We start from the raw sequence: 21,360 nt of genomic DNA, 5'->3' as shown, positions 1-21,360 counted from the left end.
GGACGAAGGGGGGTGGCCGTGCACACGGTCGCTCAGGTTCTCGTCGGCGTCGTCGCCGCACTGCACGCGTACTTCCTGGTCCTGGAGATGTTCCTGTGGCAGCGGCCGCCCGGCCGGGCGCTGTCCGGGTTCGACGCGGAGACCGCCCGCCTGACCGCCCCGCTCGCCGCCAACCAGGGCCTGTACAACGGCTTCCTCGCGGCGGGGCTGGTCTGGGGCCTGGTCACCGGCTCCCTCGCCACGCAGGTCTTCTTCCTGGTCTGCGTGATCGTCGCCGGACTGTACGGGGCGGCCACCGCCAACCGCCGGATCCTCCTCGCCCAGGCCCTGCCCGGCGCGCTCGCCCTGGGCGCGGCGCTGCTCGCCGCATGACTCCGCCGGACCCGCGGGCGGACGGGGCCAGGGCCGAGGATCCCCGGACCGCCCGGACCAAGGCGCGGCTGCGCGAGAGCCTGCTCGCCGAGTGCGGATCGGGCCGGGAGCTGGCCGAGGTGAGCGTCTCGGCGGTGGTGCGCCGGGCCGGCGTCGGCCGCGCCACCTTCTACCTGCACTACGAGGACCTCCCCGCGCTCGCCGTGGACGCCTGCGCGGAGGTGGTGCACGCGGCGGTCGACGCCCTGCACGCCTGGCAGACCGGTCCGGGCTCGCTCCCCCCGGTCCGCCCGCCCGCCGCCCTGGCCGGGTACCTCTCCGACGCCGCCCGCCACACGGCCCTCTACCGCACCCTGCTCCTCCCGGGCGGCGGCGGGCCGCTCGGCGAACGCCTCCACCGGGAGCTGCGGGCCCGGGCCCGGGCGGAGCGGGCGGCCGTCGGCGCCCCGCACCCGGACCTCGTCGCCTCGGCGGTGGCGGCCGCCTTCACCGGTGTCCTCGCGGACTGGATGCACGGTCTGGTCCCGGCCTCCGGTCCGGCCGAGCTCGCCGACCGGCTCTGGGCTCTGCTGCTGGCCCTGCACCGGGCCCTGCCCCCTGCCGGGTGACCTGCGAGGACCCCGCCGGAGCGCCCGGGAAAGGGAGGTGCGGGGCGAGGGCGGGTCTGCCAGGCTGACGGGTCCGCCAGGCCGGCGGGCCGTCCCCTCACCCGGGGCCGCGCGCCTCACCGATACCCCACGCCTACCCCTACCGCACGACCGAGGAGCATCCCGTGACCGCACCCAGGCTGGCCCCGCTGCTGGATCAGTTCGACTTCGCGTGCGAGCGCCTGACCGGCCGCCTGACGGGGCCCCTGATGGACAGCGGCGACGGGTCGGACACCCCGGTCGCGCCCATGACGGACGAGGAGTACTTCTGGGAGCCGGTGCCCGACTGCTGGTCGGTGCGCCGGCGTACGGACGGGCCGGGGCCGCGCGCGACGCTGCTGGCCGGCGCCGGCGACTGGGGCCGCGACGCGGCCGCGTACCCGCACCCGTGGCCGCCGCCCTTCACGACCATCGCCTGGCGCCTGAGCCATCTCGGCGAGATGCTCGCGCTCCGCGCCGAGCACACGGCCGGCGGACACGTCCTGACCCGGGCGGACCATCCGGTCAGCGGGAGCGCCGCGGAGGCGGTCGCGGCCTTCGGGGCGGGGGCTGCGGCCTGGCGCGAGGCCCTGCTCGGCGCCGACGAGGCCGCGCTGGACACCGTCGGCTACTCCACCTACCCGCACGGCAGCGACTCCGAGGAGCCGTTCGTCGACATCGTGTGGTGGGTCAACCAGGAGGTGCTGCACCACGGGGCGGAGATCGCGCTGCTGCGGGACCTGTACCGCTCCCGGCGCGGTTGAGCCGCAGCGGCGCCGACGCTCCCGCGGCTCCGGGCCCGCGACGCGCGGGAGCCCCCGCCGGACGACCGGCGGGGGCTCCTCGTCACGGGCTGGACTCGCGAAGCGGCGCTAGATCGGCACCACTTGCTCGGCCTGGGGTCCCTTGGGGCCCTGCGTGACGTCGTACTCGACCTTCGCGCCCTCGGCCAGCTCCTTGAAGCCGGTCGTCTGGATCGCGGAGAAGTGCACGAACACGTCAGGGCCGCCGTCGTCCTGCTGGATGAAACCGAACCCCTTCTCCGAGTTGAACCACTTCACGGTGCCAGTTGCCATCAGTACTGATCCTTCTCAACGTTCCACGCGGGCCGCACGTGCAGCCGTCTCGATAGTGCCCACCCACCACTCGCACCACACTTCGGACGCGGCCAACCGTGGCGTTTCGAACGGATGGCCGCATCGCGGTTCAGGCCGCGCCCTCGCCGACGGGCAGCGGTGCGGCGGACCTGGGGCCGCGGGCGGCGGCGGCCCGCCGGGGGCCGCCGGCCCGGCAGCCGAGGCAGTGGGCGTGCCCGGCGCGGGCCGCGGTGTCCCGGACGCGCCAGTCCCGTTCGGCGGGCGGCCGGGGACCGCTCGGCTTGCCCCACCCGGCCAGGTGGAGGAGCCAGGTGACGACCCCCGCCGCAGCGACCAGGCCGAGGCCCAGCCAGATGCCCGGCGTCCAGGCCGCGCAGAGGGCGGCGCCCGCTCCGGTGCAGCCCAGCAGGGCCAGGGTGGTTCCGGTCCATCCGGCCACGGTGTGGCCGAGGTCGACATCGCCGTGCGCGCTCATGATTCTCCCTGTGAGGACGGGCGCCAGTACGCTCGGAGCAGGATCTTTTATCTCACGAGCTAAGTAACTTAGATACTAAGGAGTGTGTGGGTGCACGGCAAGTCCCGCCCCCCGGCCACGGCCGGGGAGGCCATCGCGCGCATGGACCACTACGTGGCCCTGGGCCTCATCGGCCAGCAGGAGGTGGCGCAGCTGCTCGGGCTGAACGTCACGGACCTCACCTGCCTCGGTCACGTCCTGGGCGCCGGGGACACCCCCCTCTCCGCCGGTGACCTCGCCGGGCTCACCCACCTCACGACCGGGGCCGTCACCGGGGTCCTCAACCGGCTGGAGCGCGCCGGGTACGCGCACCGCCGCCCGGACCCCGCCGACCGGCGCCGGGTACGGGTGGTGGCCGACCCGGCCGCCGCCGCACGGGTCGTCGCGGTGTACGAGCCGTTCTACGCCCGGCTCGGGGCGCTGTTCGCCGAGTACTCGCCGGAGGAGGTCGCCGTCATCGCCGACTGGTTCGGGCGGGCCGCGGTCGAGATGCGGGCCCACCTGGCCCAGGTGCGGTCCGGGGAGATCGGTCCCGCGGCGCCGTAGTGGCCGACTGGTAAAATGGCCGGGAAACTTGAGGCGCGGGGTGCTTCCACCCGACGCGGACGCGTACGACGAGCCGGGGCCCGTACCGAGGGGTACGGGCCCCGGCTCGTCGCCGTTCCCGTCCCGGCCGCCCTCCGCGCTCGCTCTCCTCACGGAAGGTTCTGCATGAAGAACCCGTCAGCTCATGGGCGTTTCGGCATCAAGGCCGGAGCGAAGGCAGGCTCCCGGCCCGGAGCCAAGGGCGGCGGCAAGACCCCCCGCACCCTCGGCCCCCAGGGCGAGTTCGCCATGCCCCGGACCGGCACCCCGGCACTGCCCCCGGTGACCTCGTTCGAGGAGCTCGGCCTGCCCCCTGAGCTGGTGAAGACCCTGGCCGACCAGCAGGTGCGGGAGCCGTTCCCCATCCAGGCCGCGACCCTGCCGAACTCCCTCGCGGGCCGTGACATCCTCGGCCGCGGCCGCACCGGCTCGGGCAAGACCCTCGCGTTCGGCCTGTCCCTGCTGGCCCGCACGGCCGGGCAGCAGGCCGACCCCAAGCGGCCGCTGGCCCTGGTCCTCGTACCGACGCGCGAACTCGCTCAGCAGGTCACCGAGGCGCTCGCGCCGTACGCGCAGGCCCTGAAACTGCGGATGGCCACCGTCGTCGGCGGGCTGTCGATCGGCCGCCAGTCGGGCGCGCTGCGCACCGGTGCGGAGATCGTCGTGGCCACGCCCGGGCGCCTCAGCGACCTGGTGGGGCGGCGGGACGTGCACCTGGAACGCGTGAAGATCACGGTGCTGGACGAGGCCGACCAGATGTGCGACCTGGGGTTCATGCCGCAGGTCACCGAGATCCTGGACCAGGTCCACCACGCCGGTCAGCGGATGCTGTTCTCGGCCACCCTCGACCGCAACGTCGACCAGTTGGTCCGCCGGTACCTGAAGGACCCGGTCTCGCACTCCGTGGACCCGCAGTCGGCGTCGGTCGGCACGATGGACCACCACGTGCTGCACATCCACGCCGCCGACAAGATCTCGGCGGCCACCGAGATCGCGGCCCGCGAGGGCCGGGTGCTGATGTTCCTCGACACCAAGCACGGCGTCGACCAGTTCGTGAAGCACCTGCGGGCCATGGGCGTCCGGGCCGAGGGCCTGCACAGCGGCAAGTCCCAGCCGCAGCGCACCCGGACCCTCGGGCAGTTCAAGGACAGCATGATCACCGTCCTGGTCGCGACGAACGTCGCCGCCCGGGGCATCCACATCGACGACCTCGACCTCGTGGTCAACGTGGACCCGCCGGCCGACAGCAAGGACTACCTGCACCGGGGCGGCCGGACCGCCCGCGCGGGCGAGTCCGGCAAGGTCGTCACCCTGGTCACTCCCAACCAGCGGCGGGACATCGTCCGCCTGATGGCCGACGCCAAGATCCGGCCGACGATCACCCAGGTGCGCTCCGGCGAGGCGGCGCTGAGCCGGATCACCGGCGCGAAGGCGCCGTCGGGCGTCCCGCTCGCCGGTGCCGCGCCGACCGACGCGAAGGGCCGGCCGAGCGGCTCCGACCTGGGCTTCCGCGGGATCGGCACCCGCCCCGGCCGCCCGGGCAAGGGCAAGGAGTCCCGTAGGACCATCGAGGCGCGGCAGGCCGCGGAGGCCCGCCGCGCCGCCCGGGTCCGCAAGGGCCTCTGAGGCGCGGGCGCCGGGCTCCGCGGGGCGGGGACCGGCGCCGTACGCGGTCAGGCGCGGCGGCGCCGCTTCCGGGCCACGATCGCGCGGGTCACGAGCGGCGGGAGCAGGTCCTTGGCCAGCCGGCGCCAGCGGGCCCCCGGCCGGGGTGCGGGCGGCACGACGACCGGGGCGGGGACGACGGGTTCGACGTACTCCTTCAGCGGCTTCGGCCCGGGCGGCGCCGTCACCCCCTCGTCGCCGATGCGCACCAGCGGCTTGCCGTCGACGATGTCCACGCCGTGCCACAGGTCGCTGCGGCCCTCCAGCCAGGCCAGCAGGGCCGCCTGGTGGGGTGCGGGGTCGCCCCAGGTCGCGTAGAGCTTCGAGGCGGATACGGCGATCACCCGGAGTCCGCCGGTGGCCACGGCGGCCCAGACGGCCGCGGCGACGCCCGGGCAGTGCGCGGACCGGTAGTCGTCGAAGACGACGACGGCGTCCTCGGTGGCGACCCGGCGCGAGGAGGCGATGTCCTGGACGACGTGCTCGTGCAGGTGCGAGGCGTCGACGTGGACGAAGCGACAGCTGCCGGGACGCACCCGGTCGGCCACGACGGAGGTCGGCGCCTGGATGACCGTGGGCAGTTCCTCGTGGAACGCCAGGTAGTTCGTCTCGAACCCGCGCCGCGTGAGCGTCGGGTAGGAGTCCTTCATCTCCGCCAGGTTGAAGTCGTCGGGCGCGGGCGAGTCGAAGAGGTCGCAGACGGTGAACTCCTCGCCGTCGCGCAGGTATCCGGCCAGGAAGATCGCGCTCTTGCCCATGAAGGCGCCCAGTTCGAGGATGTCGCCCGAAGAGTCGGCTTCCTCGTTCTGACGGGTGAGGAACCAGTCGAACAGCACCTGGTCATACGCCGAGAACCAGCCCTTGACCTCGCCGAATGTACGGGGAACGGGCGGTGCAGGCTCGGCGTCGGGGGTGGTGACGGGAGCCTGTGAAACGTGCGACACGGAGAGTCATCCTCCAGCGGAGTGGCAGCGGTTCAACTCTGGTACCTGGCCAGGTAAGCAGACCATAATCCCCCGAACGCGCGTCTGACGAGACTTCGCGGAAGGGACTCCTTCCACTTCGGCGGCGGTGACCGCGGCGGGAACCCGGCGGGGACCGCCGCGGGCCCCCCGCGTGCGCTCAGAAACCGCCGCCGCAGCCCGCGCACCCCGCGCCCAGGGACGGGGGCTCCGAGATGCGGCCGCCGTCCGAGGAAGAGGAGGAGGCGGAGGAAGAGCGGGAGCGCGCGGGAGCGCCCCCGGCCCGCCCGGGCTCGTGGCGCCCGGGCGCGGGGCCGCCGCTCATGGCCAGCGCGAGTACGGGGAGCGTGACGGCGTCCAGTCCGCGCCGGCTGACCTGCGCGACGGTCCTGCGGCTCTTTACGGGCAGGCTGGTGCCGCGGTCGGGGCGCGGCTCCCACGACCCGTCAGCCAGGACCCGCTCGTACAGGGCCCGGCCGGCCGGGCTCGCCCCGCGGGCGCGGGGCCGGGGGTCGCGCTGCCCGTACACCACCGCCCAAACGGCCAGGAGCAGGGCGAAGGCCACGAGCGGCCGGAGCCACTGCCCGGGGCCGTCGGCGACGGCGGACCAGATCACCGCCGCGACGCCGAGGACGCCGGCGAGGAGCGCCGCCGCGGCCTCGAAGCCCGTGGCGTCGTCGGCCGCCTTCTCGCGGGCCGCGTCCATGGCCAGGCCCTGCTCGACGAGCCGGGCGGCCACCCGGAGCACCGCGGCCGAACCGGCCGCCTCGGCGCGCACGGCGGCGGCCGGCCGGGTGGCCCCGGCGCCCTTGCGGGCGAGGACGGCGGCCTGCACCGGGTCGCGCGGGCTCCGGGCCGTCAGGTCGAGCCCGTACTCCGCGGTGACCGGCAGGCGCCCCGCGAGGTGGAGCGCCGCCATCGCGGTCTCGACGACCGCCGCGTTGCCGTTGCGCAGGTACGCCACCTCGTACATCGTCAGTGGTTCCCGGGGCGGCCGCGGAGTGCGCACCGGGGGCCGGGTCATGCGGCGGTGGGCCCGCAGCCGCAGGAGATCCCCCGCCACCAGCAACAGGGCGGACGGCAGGAACAGGTACGGAAACCACACGGCTACCCCCCGGTGTACGCGCCTGGGGTGAGTGTGGCGCCGCCCCCGGGGTCCGGCAACACCCCGGGCGGCCTCGGTCGCCGCTACGCGCGGGGAAGGGCCAGCCGGCGCAGCCGCTGGGCGGCGGCGCCGCGTACGCGGCCGGTCCGGGCGGACGCGGCGAGGAGGGCCAGCGCCTCGTACGGGGCCGGGGAGAGCGCGGCCGTGTGCTGGCACCAGTCGGAGGCGGCGGTGAGTTCCGCGGCCGACCAGGCGCGGCCCGCCGCCAGGGCCTTGAGCAGGCTCCACTCGCGCAGCCGGCGGGCCGGGAAGGCCCGGCCGTCTACGGCGGGGCGCAGGGCGCGGGCCCAGTCGGGGAACTCCCCGTCGGCCGGGAGCCGTACGGCCCGGCGGTCCAGGTGGGTGACGACGGCGCTCTCGGCCATGACCGGGTCGGGGTCGCGCAGGACGGCGGCCACCGCCTCGGCCTCGGCCGCGACGGCGCCCGAGGCGGCGGCGAGCCGGTCGAGGTGTCCGGCGTAGCCCGGGCGGCCGGCGTCGGGCCGCTGCGGGAGCGGAGTCGCCGGCTCGCGGAGGGTCCGCCCGGCGGGGTCCGCCTGGTCGCCGCCCGGCTCCCGGATCGTCTGGTGCTCGCGTATCCCCATGCGGCCATTCCACACGACCGGGGTGCGCGGGCGGCGCGCAGGGGTCCCCTGGGGCGTGTGGCGGTCAGACCTGCTCGAAGTAGAAGGACTTGATGAAGCAGTCCCGGGGCTGGCCGACGGCGAAGAGGACGCAGTCCACCAGTGACTGCGCGGTGAGCGGGTCCTTTGCGGTGCGCGGGGCGCCCTCCCAGGCCGGGGAGAGCGGGTCGTGGTTGTCGAAGTCGGGCGGGTAGAGGGAGATCACCCGGACTCCCTGGCCCCGCAGGCGGCGGGAGAGGACCTCGGTGAAGCCGGCCTGGGCGCTCTTGGCGGCGTAGAAGGAGTCGTGCGCGTCGGAACGGTGGTTCCCCTTCTCGCCGCAGCCCGAGACCATGGTCACGATGTCCGGCTTCGCGGAGGCGAGGAGCAGCGGCAGGAAGGCCTTGGTCACCAGGACGGTGCCGGTGGCGCCGGAGGCGAGGGTTTCGACGACGTCCTCGTCCGAGGCGGACAGCAGGTCCGCCCCGTGCTGGTAGCGGGAGGCGTTGTTGAGGAGGATGTCGACGTGGTCGGTGCGGGCGGCGACGGCGGCCGCGAACTCCCGTACGGAGGCGGGGTCCGTGAGGTCGCAGGCGAAGGCGTGGACGCGGTCCGCGTCGAGGCCCTGCGCGCGGATCTCCCCGCGGACGCGTTCGGCGGCCTCCAGCGTCCTGGCGGAGAGGTAGATCTCGGCGCCCTCGGCGGCGCACCGCAGGGCGAGGGTCCGCCCGAAGTCCCGGCCGGCGGCGGTGATGACGACGCGGTGGTGTGCGAGTGTCATGTGGTTCCCCCTGGTTCGTGGTCGCTGCACATGATCACAGGTGTGCCGTGCCGTCGCCGCGGCGGGGCCGGGGCGCGGGCGGCCCCGCCCGGTGGGGTTCAGAGGCCGTGGGACTCGTATCCGCCGGAGCCCTGGGCCTCGTCGTGTCCCTGTTCCGGCAGCGGGGCGCCGGTCTCCAGCAGCGTCTTGAGGCTGGAGGCGAGCAGGGGCCAGGCCCGGCCGCACATGCCGATGAGGGTGCCGCCCGGTACGAATCCCTCGTGGTGGACGGTCAGCCGCGCGAGGGTGTCGCCGACCGGCTCGATCTCGTAGGTCACCCGGGTGCGCGGCTGGCCCGCCAGTTCGGCGCGCAGTTCCTCGTCGATCCCGACGGCGGCGGCCCACTGCGGGGTGAAGGTGTGCCAGGTGTAGGAGAGCCTGCGGTCCGGTACGCAGTCCAGGACCACCTGTTCGGGGTCGCTGGTGCGGGCGCCGCGCTCGACCCAGGCCATCGGTGAGCCCACCGACCAGTCCGTCTCGAAGCTCAGGCCCCAGTAACGGCGGGTGAGGGCGGGTTCGGTGAGGGCCTGCCAGACCCGGGCCGGGTCGGCCTGGACGTACAGGGTGTAGGTGATGTCACTGTCGGTCATGGCCCCATGCTGCGGGACCGGCCGCCCCCGGCGCCGGATTGGTCCGGTCGCGGCGGGGGCGTCACCAGCGGGTGCCGTGTTCGGGGAGTTCCGTCGGCGGGGTGCGGGGCGGCGCGGGGAGGGAGAGGCGGGCGCAGGCGGCGTGCACGGCCGCGAGTTCGTGGTGGCCCGCCGGTCCCCAGTCGCTGAGTTCGCGGACCTGTTCGGGGGTGGCCAGCAGCCGGGCGTACGCGGGGTCGGCGGCCGGGGACACGGCGGTGAGGCGGGCCGCGGTGCGGGCGAGGGCTCCCCGGTCGGCGTACCGGTAACCCAGCGGGAGGGCGGATACGGCCGGTTCCGCCGTCGGGGACGGCAGGTGTGCGGCGCCGGTGGCGCGGGCGACGAGCAGCAGGACCCGGCCGTCGGGGGCGAAGAGCCAGCCGGAGCGTTCCCGTACGGGCAGGTGGGCGGGGACGGGGCCGGGGATCCAGGGGCCGTGCTGCGGGGTGCGGCGGGTGCGCAGGACGCCGAGCCGGTCGAGGGCGGTGGGGGCGGTGGGGCGGCCGGCCTCCAGCAGGGCGGGGCCGGAGCCGTTGATGCGGGCGCGCAGGGCGGACAGCGCGCGGCGGGCGTCGCCGGGGTCCATCAGGGCGGGCAGGTCGGCGGGTTCGGCGAAGTCGATGCCGGTGACCTCCTGGGCGGGGAGCCGGACGGACTCGATCCGGTCGGGGGTCCAGGTGCCGCCGTCGTAGACGTGGAGGATCTCGCCGGGGAAGCGCATCTCGGGCGGGAAGCCCGGGGTGTCCGCGGGGATCCAGTCGACGGCGAGGCCGTGCGGGTAGTGGCCGTCGACGCCGAGTTCCTCGCGCATCTCGCGGGCGGCCGCGGTGGCGGGCGACTCCCCCGCGTCCACGGCTCCGCCGGGCAGCAGCCGGTCGGCGCGGTAGTCGACGCTCTGGACGAGGACCCGCCCGTCGGTGTCGGTGACGAGGACGACCGCCGCGGTCCAGAGCGTCGCGCGGGAGGCGCCGTACTCCTGCGGGGTCATCCAGGTGCCCGCCCGTCCGGGGTCGTCGGTCAGCTGCGGCATCGGTACTCCGTTCGACGTGGGTGGGCCCGTCGGCTGTGCAACAGCGGGCGCGGTGCGCGGGTTACGGCGGACACCGGGCCGGAACACCCAGATCCGCTTTACCCTCCCTATACCTCCTTATTACCTGGTTATGTCGATCTTGATACGGTCCGCCATGCGGGCTGGCGGTGTGAAAACCGCCGGTCCGACCACGTCACCGGCCCGAGGAGAGAGCACAGCCATGCGACGCGCACGCCGTACGGAGACCCGCGAGGCCACCGGAAAGCGGTGGACCGCGCCGAAGGTCGCCGGGGTCACGGGCGGCGCCGCAGTGCTCGCCTTCGGCGGGCTGTACGCGGCCGGGCTGCTCCTCGCCGGGGAGGAGGTCGCGCCGGGCACGAAGGTGCGCGGCGTCGACATAGGCGGGATGACCCGCGCCGACGCCCGCCGGGCCCTGGCCCGGGACCTCGGACCGTCCGCGACGGCCCCGCTCGGACTGCGGATCGGCGAGCGCACCGAGCGGGCGGCCCCGGCCACCCTCGGCCTGTCGCTGGACACCGCCGCCACCGTCGACCGCGCCGCGCGCGCCGGTTCGGGTCCGTTCACCGTGATCGGCCGGCTCTTCGCCGCGGGCGACCCGGACGTGCGGCCGGTGGTCCGCTTCGACGAGAAGGCGGCCCGGGCGGCCCTCGACGGGCTCGGCAAGAAGACCGGCCAGGGAGCCCGCGAGGGCTCGGTGACCTTCGAGAAGGGCAAGGCGAAGGCCACGGCCCCGGCCGCGGGGATCGCCCTCGACGCCGACCGCTCGCTCGACGTGCTGCGCGCGGCCTACCCGCGCCCGGCGGGCTCCGCGGACCCGGTGGAACTGCCCGTGCGGCGCACGGAGCCCCGCGTCGGACAGCAGGAGACGGAGCGGGCCCTGAAGGAGTTCGGCGAACCCGCGGTATCGGCGCCGGTGACCCTCACCGTGGAGGGCAAGCGCGTACCGGTCGCCCCGGCGGTGCTGGGGCGGCACCTGTCGATGAAGGACGACGGCAAGGGCCGCCTGGTGCCCGTCCTGGACGAGAAGGCCCTGCTGGCCGATCCCGCCGTCGGCGGGCCGCTGCGGCAGGCCTCGCCGGGGCCGGTCGAGACGAAGCTGCGGGTCGACGGCGCCGGCCAGGTCTCGGTCACCGAGGACGGCCGCGCGGGCCGCCAGGTCACCGCCGGGACCCTGGGCAAGGCCGTGCTGCCGCTGCTCACCCGCAGCGGCGCGGCGGCCCGCACGGGCGAGGTCGCCACCGAGGAGGTCCAGCCCCGGCTCACCCGCGAGGGCGTCGCGCGGCTCGGCATCAAGGAGAAGGTGTCCTCGTTCACCGTGCCGTTCGAGCGGGCCCCGTACCGGACGACGAACATAGGCCGGGCCGCCGAGCTGATCAACGGCTCGGTGGTCATGCCCGACGAGACGTGGAGCTTCAACCAGCGGGTCGGCGAACGCACGAAGGAGAACGGCTTCGTCGACGGCATCATGATCAACAACGGCCGGTACGAGAAGGCCGCGGGCGGCGGTGTCTCGGCCGTCGCGACCACCGTCTTCAACGCGATGTTCTTCGCGGGCGTCAAACCCGTGGAGTACGGGGCCCATTCCTTCTACATCGAGCGCTACCCGGAGGGCCGCGAGGCCACGGTCGCCTGGGGCAGCCTCGACCTGCGCTTCGCCAACGACTCCGGCAGGGCCCTCTACATCCAGGCCGAGGCCACCGACACCTCCGTCACCGTCACCTTCCTCGGGACGAAGAAGTACGACGAGGTCAAGGCGGAGAAGGGCCCCCGCACCAACGTCAAACCGCCCGCCACCCGCACCGGTACGAGCCCCGCCTGCGAGCCGCAGTCCCCGCTGGAGGGCTTCGACGTGGCCGTCGACCGGATCTTCGTGAAGGGCGGTCAGGAGGTGAAGCGCGAGACGATGAAGACCCGGTACACCCCGCGCGACACCGTCACCTGCGGCTCCTGAGAAACCGCCCGTTCCTCTCTTCTCACCCATCAGTGTGACGGCGGGCGTCCCGGGCCGCCGCGGTACGGCAGGCTGGGCGGATGCAGTCGCGCCGGGCCCTGCCCCTGATCCTCGCCGTGCTGATGCTGGCCACCGGATGTGTGACCGTGCGGCCGACCGGGCCCGCCGGGTCGCCACGGCTGGATCCGGCGGCGTCCCGCACCGTCCCCCGGCAACCCGCCTCCACCGCCTGGCCGTTGACGCCCCTGCCCGAGGCCGCCACGCCGACGCCACCGGCCCCCGGGCCCCCGGCGCCCGTGGCCGCCGCCGCGGAGCGGGCCGCACCCGAGCGGGCCGCACCGCCCCGGGCCGACGACCGGCCGCCGCGCCGGGCCGCCCCCGCGCGGCCGGCCCGGCCCGCGAAACCCGCGCGGCCCGCGCGGCCCGCGCACCGTGCGCGTGACGCCGGCCCCGCGGCGAAACCCCGCACACCGAAGGCGCCGAAGCGGCGGCCCGCGCGCCCCGCGCCCCGGCCCGCGCCGCAGCGCACGTTCGACATGGCGCCCCTGTGCGCGGCGGCCCGGGGCCGGGTGGACCCGGCGATCGTCGCCCTGTGCCGCTAGGGCCTGTCGTCAAACTCCCGTCGTCGCCCGGAGGGCGGCCCTGCGGCGTCTGGTGCGTGCTCTCGGTGCGCCGGGCGGAAGCCCGCGTACTGGACGTACTTGGCTTTCGCCCGGTGCGGCGAGAGCGCGTGCCAGGCGTCGCGGGGCAGACGGGAGTTTGACGACAGGCCCTAGGGCCGTGACCGGGGGCCCGGCCGGGCCGGCTGGTGTTCCCGGCGGGCGGACGGCCGGCGGTGGCCGTCCCGGAGGGCGCCGGCTGAGCCGAACGCCCCGTGCACGGCGGTAAATCGGGTGGATCTGCCCGATCCGGATACCTAGAGTGACCGGACACCCCGCCGCCGACCAGGAGCCCGCCATGCGCACCCACTACCCCCGTACGGCGCATCTGCCCTGGTCCCCCGGTGCGTCCTCGGACGACGTACGGGCCTCCGGGCCCTCGGCGCTGGCCGGGCGCGAGGTGGTGGTCACCGAGAAGCTCGACGGGGAGAACACCACCCTGTACGCGGACGGCCTGCACGCGCGCTCGCTCGATTCGGCGCACCACCCCTCCCGGGCCTGGGTGAAGGGCCTCCAGGGCCGGATCGGCGCCGGGATCCCCGACGGCTGGCGGGTGTGCGGGGAGAACGTGTACGCCCGTCACTCGCTGGCCTACGAGGACCTGGACAGCTGGTTCTACGGGTTCTCGGTGTGGGACGGCGACCACTGCCTGGACTGGGACCGGACCGTGCGATTCCTGCGCCGTCTCGGCGTGCCCTCCCCGCGCGTGCTGTGGCGCGGCGTCTACGACGAACGCGCGCTGCGCCGGCTGCGTCTCGACACCAGCCGCCAGGAGGGCTACGTCGTCCGGACCGTGGCGGGCTTCGGACGCGAGGACTTCGGCCGCTACGTCGCCAAGTGGGTCCGGGGCGGTCACGTGCAGACCGACACCCACTGGATGTACGCCCCGGTGGTGCCGAACGGGCTCGGCCCGGCGGCTCCGCTGTGGGCGGCCGCCTCGGGCGCGGAGCCGGACGTCCCCGGGCTGCTCGGTGCGCTCGGCATGGAGCCGCGACCGGCGCCCGGGGCGCGGGAGGCCGCCGCCGACACGGCCGCCCGGCTCGACGCGGCGGGCCGGACCGGGGAGGCCCGGCTGACCGGCGTGCTGGCCGCGGTCCTGCACCGGGAACCCCGCGCGGCCCTCGCGGCGCGGCTGGCCGGGGGCCCGCTCGGCATGGCGGCGGCGCGCCGGGTGGCGGACCTGGTGGGGCTGTACCCGGCCCTGCGGCGGCCGTTCCCGGACGAGCGGCGGCGGGCCGGGCTGGTCCGCATGGCGGCGGCCGCCGACCTCGGGGTGCTGCACGCGCTGGCGCTCTCGGTACCCGGCTCCCCCGACTCCCCCGGCTCCTCCGACTCCCCCGGGTCCGACGGTGACGCGGGGGCGCGGGAGTGCGCGGAGTGGTCCGCGCTGTACGCGGAGGAGGCGGGGCTGCTCGGCCCGGACCCGCTGGGCGCGCTCCGCGAAGGGCTGCGGCGGGCCCTGGCGGGCCTGGACGCGGACGCGGCGGACCGGTGCTGGGCGGAGGCCCGCGAGGCCTTCGGACGGGGCGGGATCTCCACCCCCGAGGAGGCCGTCGCGGCGACCTGGCGCTGGCGCGACGCCGCGTCCCGACCGCGGCTGGTGCAGTTGTGCGGGCCTTCGGGCAGCGGCAAGAGCACCTTCGCGCGGACCCTGCCGGGGGTGGACGCGTACGTCGGTCTCGACGACCTGCGCGCCGCCCGGGGCTCGCGGGCCGACCAGCGGGCCAATCCGGAAGTGCTGCGCGAGGGCCTGGACCGGCTGGACCGGGCCCTGGCCGCGGGCGGGACGGTGGTCTGGGACGCCACCTCGCTGACCGAGCAGCAGCGCGGCCTGGCCGGGGCCGTGGCACACCGCCGCGACGCGCTGGTCACCCACGCGGTGGTGCTGGTCGGGGAGGCGGAGCTGCTGCGGCGCAACGCCGTGCGGCAGCATCCCGTACCGGAGGCCGTCCTCACCGGGCAGCTGCGCCGGTTCAGCCCGCCCTATCCGGGCCAGGCGCACCGGACCTGGTACGTCGGAGCGGGCGGCACGGTCGAGGACACGGCCGGCGGCGCGGGCCCGCGGGACGAGACGCGCGGTGACGGCGCCGGCGACACGGGGGAGGACGTCTGATGCGTACCAGTGAGGAGCTCTACCACCAGGTCCGCTGGGACCCGCGGTTCGATCCGGCGCGGTTCACGCTCGGCCTGCTCCAGCGCGGCGCCGCCCCCAAGCGGGTCCCGCTGCCCTCCTTCGTGCCGGGCGGCGACATCCCCTGGCACCGGGTGCTGTTCGTCGAGGCGGACGGCGAGCTGGTGTGGGACCGCGCGACCGGGGTGGACGTGATCGACACGACCCCGGCGGGGCGGGTCCGTGAACGGCGTCTGCTGGACGCCCCCTTCTTCGCCGCCCGCACCCCGCACGCATGGGACCCCGCGGGCGGCGGCGCCTGGCGGCCGGTTCGGGCCGAGCCCGTCGCCGCGGCTCCGGCCCGGGTCCGGCTGCTGTCCTGGAACACCCTGTGGGACCGCTACGACGCCCCGCTCATCGCCACCGCGCGGCGCAGGCCGCTGCTGCTGGCCGACCTGGAGGCCGCCGACGCCGACGTGATCGCGCTCCAGGAGGTCGAACCGGCCCTGCTGGCACTGGTGCTGGCCGCGCCGTGGGTGCGGGCGGGGTACACCCTGAGCACCGATCCGCACGGCGGGGACGTGCCGGGCTGCGGGCTGCTGATCCTCAGCCGGCTGCCGGTGCGGGAGGCGGGGCTGCACGTGCTGCGGCGGCACAAGGCGGTCGCCGCCGTCACCGTGGACACCGCCGCCGGGCCGCTCGTCGTCGCCGCGACGCACCTGACCAGCGACCACACCGAGAACGGCGCCGCGCTGCGCGCGGTCCAACTGGCGCGGATCGCCGAGGGGACGGCCGGTCTCGAAGCGGACCTGGCGCTGCTCGGCGACTTCAACGACGGCCGGTCCGGGGCCGAGGGGCCGGCCGCCGCGCTGGGGCTGCGGGACGCGTGGAGCGAGGTGCACGGGGCCGGCGACGACACCCCGACCTTCGACCCCGTCGGCAACCCGCTGGCCGCGGTGGGCTCCCTGACGGGCCGGCCGGGCCGCCTGGACCGGATCCTGCTGCGGTCGTCGGCCGCGCGGGTGGCGGCGGCCGCGCTGCGGGGCGACTCCCCCGCCCCGGAGGGGCTGTTCATCTCGGACCACTACGGGGTGGAGGCGACGCTGGAGTACGGGACGCTGGAGTACGGGACGCCGGACGCGGGGCCCGCGCGGCTCGGCGTACCGGCGACCGCGCGGACGGCGGTGGCCTGGCTGCCCCCGGAGGACCCGGCGGTGGCGGAGCTGCGGCGGCGGCACGACCCGGCGTACGGCCGGTGGCCCGCGCACGTGAACCTGCTGTTCGGCTTCGTACCGGAGTCCTCCTTCGACGGGGCGCTGCCGCTGCTGGGCGACGTCGCGGCCGGGACGGCGCCGTTCACCGCCCGGCTGGAGGGCGTGCACGCCTTCGGGCACCGGGAGGAGGCCACCGTGTGGCTGGACCCGGCGGCCGACGGGGACACCGCGTGGCAGGCGCTGCGGCGGGCGTTGGCGGAACGCTTCCCCGGGTGCGCCGGGCCCGGCCGCGCCGGCGGCTACACCCCGCACCTGACGCTGGGGCGGAGCCGGGATCCGCGGCGTGCGGAGCGGGAGTTCACCGCGCGGCTCGCGGGCGGGCGCAGCGCGCCGGTCGGGCGGCTCGCGGTGCTGTCGCGGCGCGGCGAGGGGCCGATGGAGGTCCGGGCGACGGTGGAACTGGGCACGGGCGAGGTGCGCACGCTGCCCGAGGCATCGCCCCTGGCCGCCTACCGTACGGGGCCGCCGGAGGCGACCTGGCCGGAGCGGGCCGCCCGGGAGGAGCGGCGGCTGCCCACGGCGGAGGTCGTGGAGCGGGTGGCCGCGGCCCTCGGGGACGGCGCGGTGGTGCGGGTCGCCGGGTCGCGGCGGATGGGGTGCGCTCCGCCGTGGGCCGATCTGGACCTGGTCGCGCTGGTGCCGGGCGGGCCGGGCCGCGCCGGGCTGCGGGAGCGGGTGGCGGCCGCGCTGCCGGAGGCCGTGCGGCTGCGGGAGGTGACGGGGGCTCGGGTGCCGGGGCTGCGGTTTCGCCTCGGGCAGCGGGACGTCGACCTGGTGGTGGTCGCCACCGGCGGCACCGACCCGGCGGAGGCCGTCGTAAGGCGGGCGGAGCTGGGCGAGGCCGCCGCGGTGGCGCTGAGCGCGCTCGGCGACGCGGACGCCGTACGGGAGTCCGTGGGCGCGGAGGGCGCCGCCGCCTTCTCCCGGCTGGCGCTGGAGGTGAAGGCCTGGGCGCGGGCGCGGGGTCTGGACTCGGCTCCCTTCGGCGGACTGCCGGGGCTGGCCTGGGCGGTGCTGGCCGCGCGGACCGTCCGGACGGCCCGGGACCTGGAGCCGGCGGCGCTGCGGCGGGAGTTCTTCGGGACGTGGGCCGCCTGGGACTGGAACGAGCCGGTGGAGCTCCTGCCGTCCGGTCCGGCGGGGCCGGGGAGCGGATCCGGCCCCGCGCCGGTCACCGTACTGACCCCGTCGGAGCCGGTGCGCAGCTGTACCGCTCAGGTCGGGGCCGGGCTGCGGGACCTGCTGGTGCGGGAGCTGTACCTGGCCTGGGAGGTGCTGGAGGCGGAGCCGGACGGCTTCGAGGGGCTGCTGTGCGCCCCGCCGCTGCACCGGCGGCACGCGGCCTGGGCCGTGGTGACCGTACGGGGTGAGGCGCCCGGGGAGTTCGAGGAGAACCTGGGGCGGGCCCGGGGCCGGATGCGGGCCCTGCTCGGCGCGCTGGAGGAGGCCGGGGTGGCCGACGCGCACGCCTGGCCCCGCCCCTTCGAGCTGACGGCCACGCTGGCCCGCTACGCGGTCGGGCTGGGCTGCGCGCCGCCGGACGCGGACCGGCTGGACGGCGTCGGGGCCGCGTGGTCCGCATCGCTGCCCGGGGTCGAGGTCGGCCGGGCCGCCTGCGGCGAGGTGCCGGACCTGATCTGACGGGCCGCCGGACGGCGACGAGTATCGAACGCACGGCGCCGTCCGCCTCCCCGGTGCGGACACTTCCCGAAGGCCGTCCGCCTGCCCGGAGCTCCGTCCCGCCTCAGCGGGCACGGCGGAACGGAGCGGTCAGGAGCATCAGTAGAGCCTCGTCGGGATTTTTCGTCAACACTTTTCACAAGGATTGAAGAAACCCCAAGTTCACAGGCCTGACCGGCAATTGACACACCATTCGGCCTTCGTTTCATGAACGCCCAACCCCTTGACGGCCCCCGTGGCGGGCAGTTCACTCACGCTTCGATCCCCCCGGATCCAAGACGTCAGGAGTGCCCCCCATGCCACGCCTCTCCGATCACCCGCCACGACTCACCGCCGCGGCCCTCGCCGCCGCACTGGTCGCGGCCCTGCTCGTGCTGCTCCCCGGCACCGCCGCCACGGCGGCGCCCACGCTCCTCTCCCAGGGCAGGCCCGCCACCGCCTCCAGCGTCGAGGGCGCCGGCACCCCGGCCGCCGCGGCCGTCGACGGCGACAACGGCACCCGCTGGTCCAGCCAGTTCGCCGACCCGCAGTGGATACAGGTCGACCTCGGCGCGCCCGCGCAGCTCAGCCAGGTGGTGCTGCGCTGGGAGGCGGCCGCCGCCAAGGCGTACCGGATCGAGCTGTCCACCGACGGCGCCAACTGGTCCACCGCGTACTCAGCCTCCGCCGGAGCGGGCGGGACCGCGACGCACGACATCACCGGCACCGCCCGGTACGTGCGGATGTACGGCACCGAGCGCACCACCGGCTACGGCTACTCGCTGTGGGAGTTCCAGGTGTACGGCACCGACGGCAGCGGCCCGGTCATCCCCGGCGGCGGCGACCTCGGCCCCAACGTGATCGTCTTCGACCCGTCGACGCCGAACATCCAGGGCCGGCTGGACCAGGTCTTCGCGCAGCAGGAGTCGGCGCAGTTCGGCTCCGGCCGCTACCAGTTCCTCTTCAAGCCGGGCACCTACAACGGTCTCAACGCCCAGATCGGCTTCTACACCTCCGTCTCGGGCCTGGGGCTGAACCCCGACGACACCACCATCAACGGGGACGTGACCGTCGACGCCGGCTGGTTCGGCGGCAACGCCACCCAGAACTTCTGGCGTTCGGCCGAGAACCTCGCGCTCAACCCGGTGAACGGCACCAACCGCTGGGCCGTCTCGCAGGCCGCGCCCTTCCGCCGGATGCACGTGAAGGGCGGCCTCAACCTGGCTCCGAACGGCTACGGCTGGGCGTCGGGCGGCTACATCGCCGACTCCAAGATCGACGGGCAGGTCGGCAACTACTCGCAGCAGCAGTGGTACACCCGGGACAGCTCGATCGGCGGCTGGTCCAACGCGGTGTGGAACCAGGTGTTCTCCGGGACCCAGGGCGCGCCGGCGCAGTCGTACCCGAACCCGCCCTACACCACCCTCGACACCACGCCCGTCTCGCGGGAGAAGCCCTTCCTGTACCTGGACGGGGCCGAGTACAAGGTCTTCGTGCCGGCGAAGCGCGTGAACGCTCGCGGCACCTCCTGGGGCGGCGGCGCGCCGCAGGGCACCTCGGTGCCGCTCAGCCGGTTCTACGTGGTCAAGCCGGGTGCGACCGCGGCGACGATCAACCAGGCGCTGGCCCAGGGCCTGCACCTGCTGTTCACGCCCGGGGTCTACCACGTGGACCGCACCATCCAGGTGAACCGCCCGGACACGGTCGTGCTGGGCCTCGGCCTCGCCACGATCGTCCCGGACAACGGGGTGACCGCGATGAAGGTCGCCGACGTGGACGGGGTGCGGCTCGCGGGCTTCCTCGTCGACGCGGGCCCGGTCAACTCGCCCACCCTGCTGGAGGTCGGCCCGGCGGGCGCCGCCACGGACCACGCGGCGAACCCGACGACCGTGCAGGACGTGTTCATCCGGGTCGGCGGCGCGGGCGCCGGCAAGGCGACGCTCGGCATGGTGGTCAACAGCCACGACACGATCGTCGACCACACCTGGATCTGGCGGGCCGACCACGGGGACGGGGTGGGCTGGGAGACCAACCGCTCCGACTACGGGTTCCGCGTCAACGGGGACGACGTGCTGGCCACCGGGCTGTTCGTCGAGCACTTCAACAAGTACGACGTGGAGTGGAACGGCGAGCGCGGCCGCACGATCTTCTTCCAGAACGAGAAGGCGTACGACGCGCCCAACCAGGCCGCGATCCAGAACGGTTCCGTCAAGGGCTACGCGGCCTACAAGGTGGCCGACTCGGTGAACACCCACGAGGGCTGGGGCCTGGGCAGCTACTGCTACTACAACGTGGACCCGACGATCCGTCAGGAGCACGGCTTCCAGACGCCGGTGAAGCCCGGAGTGAGGTTCCACGACCTGCTGGTGGTCTCGCTCGGCGGCAACGGCCAGTACGAGCACGTCGTCAACGGCACCGGCGCGCCCACCTCCGGTACCTCGACGGTCCCTTCGACCGTGCTCTCGTTCCCCTGATCCGTCCCTGACCCCCGGAGCGGACGGGGCGGCCGGCGGGCCGCCCCGTCCGCGTACGGGAGGGCGCACGCCCTCAAGGTGTCGCGGGCGGGGACCGCCGTGCCGCTCAGACCTCGATGACGATCTTGCCGGCGGTGTGGCCGGCCTGGCTGAGGGCGAAGGCGGCCGCGAGTTCGGAGAGCGGGAAGGTCTCGGCGACGGTGACGGTGAGGCGGCCCTCGTCGGCGAGGCGGCCCAGGGCGGCGAGGTCGGAGCCGACGGGGCGCACCCACATCCACTGGCCCCCGGCGCCGAGGACCGTCTGGTCGGCGATGGAGGCGTGCCGGCCGCCCTCGGCGAGGACGGCCCGGGTGGTGTCGAGGACGCCGCCGACGAAGTCCGCGACGACGCTGACCCCGTCGGGGGCGAGGGCGCGGACCCGGTCGGCGAGGCCGTCCCCGTACTCGACGGGTTCGCAGCCCAGTTCGCGCAGCCGGTCGTGGTTGCGGGGGGAGGCGGTGCCGATGACGCGGGCGCCGAGCGCGCGGGCGATCTGGACGCCGAGGGAGCCGACGCCGCCGGCCGCCCCGTGGATGAGTACGGTGTCGCTCTTCCCGGTGTCGAGGCGGGTCAGCAGCTGGAAGGCGGTGAGCCCGGCGAGCGGCAGTCCCGAGGCCTGCTGCCAGGTCAGGGAGGCGGGCTTCGGCGCGAGGGCGCGTACGGGCACGGTGACGAACTCGGCGAAGGTGCCGCCGTGCACCCAGTCCTTGCGGGCGTAGGCGATGACCTCGTCCCCGGCCGTGAACTCGGGGGTGTCGATGCCGACCCACTCGACGGTGCCGGCGACGTCCCAGCCGGGGACGACGGGGTAGGCGACGTCCATCAGGCTGTCGAGCCCGCCCGACATGATCTTCCAGTCCACCGGGTTGACGGACGCGCACCGCACGCGGACGAGGACCTCGCCGGGGCCGACCTTGGGGACCGGCAGCCGGGTCTCGGAGAGCACCTCCGTTCCGCCGTACGTCTCGTACGCCATCGCCCGCATGGTGCCCTCGATGTCCTCGGACATGCGCCTCGCCTCTCCGTGAGCTGGTGGAAGCACTCCCTTCCTCATCCCACCACGAAAGGCCGTGCCCGACCCGGCAGGCGGGGCGGGCACGGCGCGG

Annotated in this window: 19 protein-coding genes; 10 read left to right on the top strand and 9 right to left on the bottom strand. The window is 75.4% G+C overall.

All coding sequences use genetic code 11. The annotated features are described in order from the left end of the window. Positions 1-18 precede the first annotated feature (18 nt). From AC07B0_RS06405 to AC07B0_RS06395, 3 genes are all read left to right on the top strand, one after another. Positions 19-372 (top strand): DUF1304 domain-containing protein, encoded by a 354-nt coding sequence (locus AC07B0_RS06405; protein WP_469377802.1) that lies wholly within the window; start codon positions 19-21, stop codon positions 370-372. After that, positions 369-980: a TetR/AcrR family transcriptional regulator gene (locus AC07B0_RS06400; protein ID WP_478897009.1), complete on the top strand. Its 612-nt coding sequence runs from the start codon at positions 369-371 to the stop codon at positions 978-980. The genes AC07B0_RS06405 and AC07B0_RS06400 overlap by 4 nt, the downstream gene beginning before the upstream one ends. Positions 981-1,144: 164 nt before the next feature. Beyond that, entirely contained in the window at positions 1,145-1,762 is a 618-nt protein-coding gene (locus AC07B0_RS06395) for a DinB family protein (protein WP_478897008.1), read from the top strand. Positions 1,763-1,870: 108 nt separating this feature from the next. On the opposite strand, the gene AC07B0_RS06390 is transcribed toward AC07B0_RS06395, so the two are convergent. Continuing rightward, complete coding sequence (locus tag AC07B0_RS06390; protein WP_351828433.1) at positions 1,871-2,074, bottom strand: cold-shock protein; 204 nt, start codon at positions 2,072-2,074, stop codon at positions 1,871-1,873. A gap of 130 nt (positions 2,075-2,204) precedes the next feature. After that, a complete protein-coding gene (locus tag AC07B0_RS06385) occupies positions 2,205-2,570 on the bottom strand; it encodes an HGxxPAAW family protein (RefSeq protein WP_356878434.1) in 366 nt (121 codons plus the stop codon). A gap of 90 nt (positions 2,571-2,660) precedes the next feature. On the opposite strand from AC07B0_RS06385, the gene AC07B0_RS06380 reads away from it, so the two are divergent. Next, a complete protein-coding gene (locus tag AC07B0_RS06380; RefSeq protein ID WP_356878432.1) occupies positions 2,661-3,155 on the top strand; it encodes a helix-turn-helix domain-containing protein in 495 nt (164 codons plus the stop codon). A gap of 165 nt (positions 3,156-3,320) precedes the next feature. Beyond that, positions 3,321-4,820, top strand: a complete 1,500-nt coding sequence (locus AC07B0_RS06375) for a DEAD/DEAH box helicase (protein WP_467292556.1) — start codon at positions 3,321-3,323, stop codon at positions 4,818-4,820. A gap of 47 nt (positions 4,821-4,867) precedes the next feature. Here the strand turns inward: AC07B0_RS06375 and AC07B0_RS06370 are convergent, their stop codons facing one another. The 6 genes from AC07B0_RS06370 to AC07B0_RS06345 form a co-directional block, all read right to left on the bottom strand. Next, complete coding sequence (locus AC07B0_RS06370; RefSeq protein ID WP_478897006.1) at positions 4,868-5,803, bottom strand: class I SAM-dependent methyltransferase; 936 nt, start codon at positions 5,801-5,803, stop codon at positions 4,868-4,870. A 178-nt stretch (positions 5,804-5,981) separates the two neighbouring features. Further along, positions 5,982-6,926 (bottom strand): TIGR04222 domain-containing membrane protein, encoded by a 945-nt coding sequence (locus tag AC07B0_RS06365; protein ID WP_478897004.1) that lies wholly within the window; start codon positions 6,924-6,926, stop codon positions 5,982-5,984. An 83-nt stretch (positions 6,927-7,009) separates the two neighbouring features. Beyond that, positions 7,010-7,570 carry a hypothetical protein gene (locus tag AC07B0_RS06360; RefSeq protein WP_478897002.1) on the bottom strand — a complete coding sequence of 187 codons (561 nt, stop codon included), beginning with the start codon at positions 7,568-7,570 and terminating at the stop codon, positions 7,010-7,012. Between the two features lie 64 nt (positions 7,571-7,634). Next, positions 7,635-8,369, bottom strand: coding sequence for an SDR family oxidoreductase (locus AC07B0_RS06355; RefSeq protein ID WP_469377790.1), 735 nt, complete (start codon positions 8,367-8,369; stop codon positions 7,635-7,637). Between the two features lie 98 nt (positions 8,370-8,467). Next, the gene (locus AC07B0_RS06350; protein ID WP_356878422.1) at positions 8,468-8,998 is read right to left on the bottom strand and encodes an SRPBCC domain-containing protein; all 531 of its coding nucleotides are present in this window, start codon (positions 8,996-8,998) and stop codon (positions 8,468-8,470) included. A 61-nt stretch (positions 8,999-9,059) separates the two neighbouring features. Then, entirely contained in the window at positions 9,060-10,067 is a 1,008-nt protein-coding gene (locus AC07B0_RS06345; protein ID WP_478897000.1) for an NUDIX domain-containing protein, read from the bottom strand. Between the two features lie 220 nt (positions 10,068-10,287). On the opposite strand from AC07B0_RS06345, the gene AC07B0_RS06340 reads away from it, so the two are divergent. From AC07B0_RS06340 to AC07B0_RS06320, 5 genes are all read left to right on the top strand, one after another. Further along, the gene (locus tag AC07B0_RS06340) at positions 10,288-12,039 is read left to right on the top strand and encodes a VanW family protein (RefSeq protein ID WP_478896998.1); all 1,752 of its coding nucleotides are present in this window, start codon (positions 10,288-10,290) and stop codon (positions 12,037-12,039) included. Between the two features lie 80 nt (positions 12,040-12,119). Beyond that, positions 12,120-12,641, top strand: a complete 522-nt coding sequence (locus AC07B0_RS06335; RefSeq protein WP_478896996.1) for a hypothetical protein — start codon at positions 12,120-12,122, stop codon at positions 12,639-12,641. A 355-nt stretch (positions 12,642-12,996) separates the two neighbouring features. Next, positions 12,997-14,811 carry an RNA ligase family protein gene (locus AC07B0_RS06330; RefSeq protein ID WP_478897245.1) on the top strand — a complete coding sequence of 605 codons (1,815 nt, stop codon included), beginning with the start codon at positions 12,997-12,999 and terminating at the stop codon, positions 14,809-14,811. Further along, positions 14,811-17,723: a poly(A) polymerase gene (locus AC07B0_RS06325; RefSeq protein WP_478896994.1), complete on the top strand. Its 2,913-nt coding sequence runs from the start codon at positions 14,811-14,813 to the stop codon at positions 17,721-17,723. The genes AC07B0_RS06330 and AC07B0_RS06325 overlap by 1 nt, the downstream gene beginning before the upstream one ends. Before the next feature lie 335 nt (positions 17,724-18,058). Beyond that, entirely contained in the window at positions 18,059-20,215 is a 2,157-nt protein-coding gene (locus AC07B0_RS06320) for a discoidin domain-containing protein (protein ID WP_478896992.1), read from the top strand. A gap of 106 nt (positions 20,216-20,321) precedes the next feature. Here AC07B0_RS06320 and AC07B0_RS06315 read toward each other — a convergent pair whose 3' ends face one another. After that, entirely contained in the window at positions 20,322-21,239 is a 918-nt protein-coding gene (locus AC07B0_RS06315) for an NADP-dependent oxidoreductase (protein WP_356883880.1), read from the bottom strand. Positions 21,240-21,360 lie beyond the last annotated feature (121 nt).

Source organism: Streptomyces sp. NPDC044704, from assembly GCF_056433525.1.
This window is presented reverse-complemented; position numbering and strand designations above follow the sequence as displayed.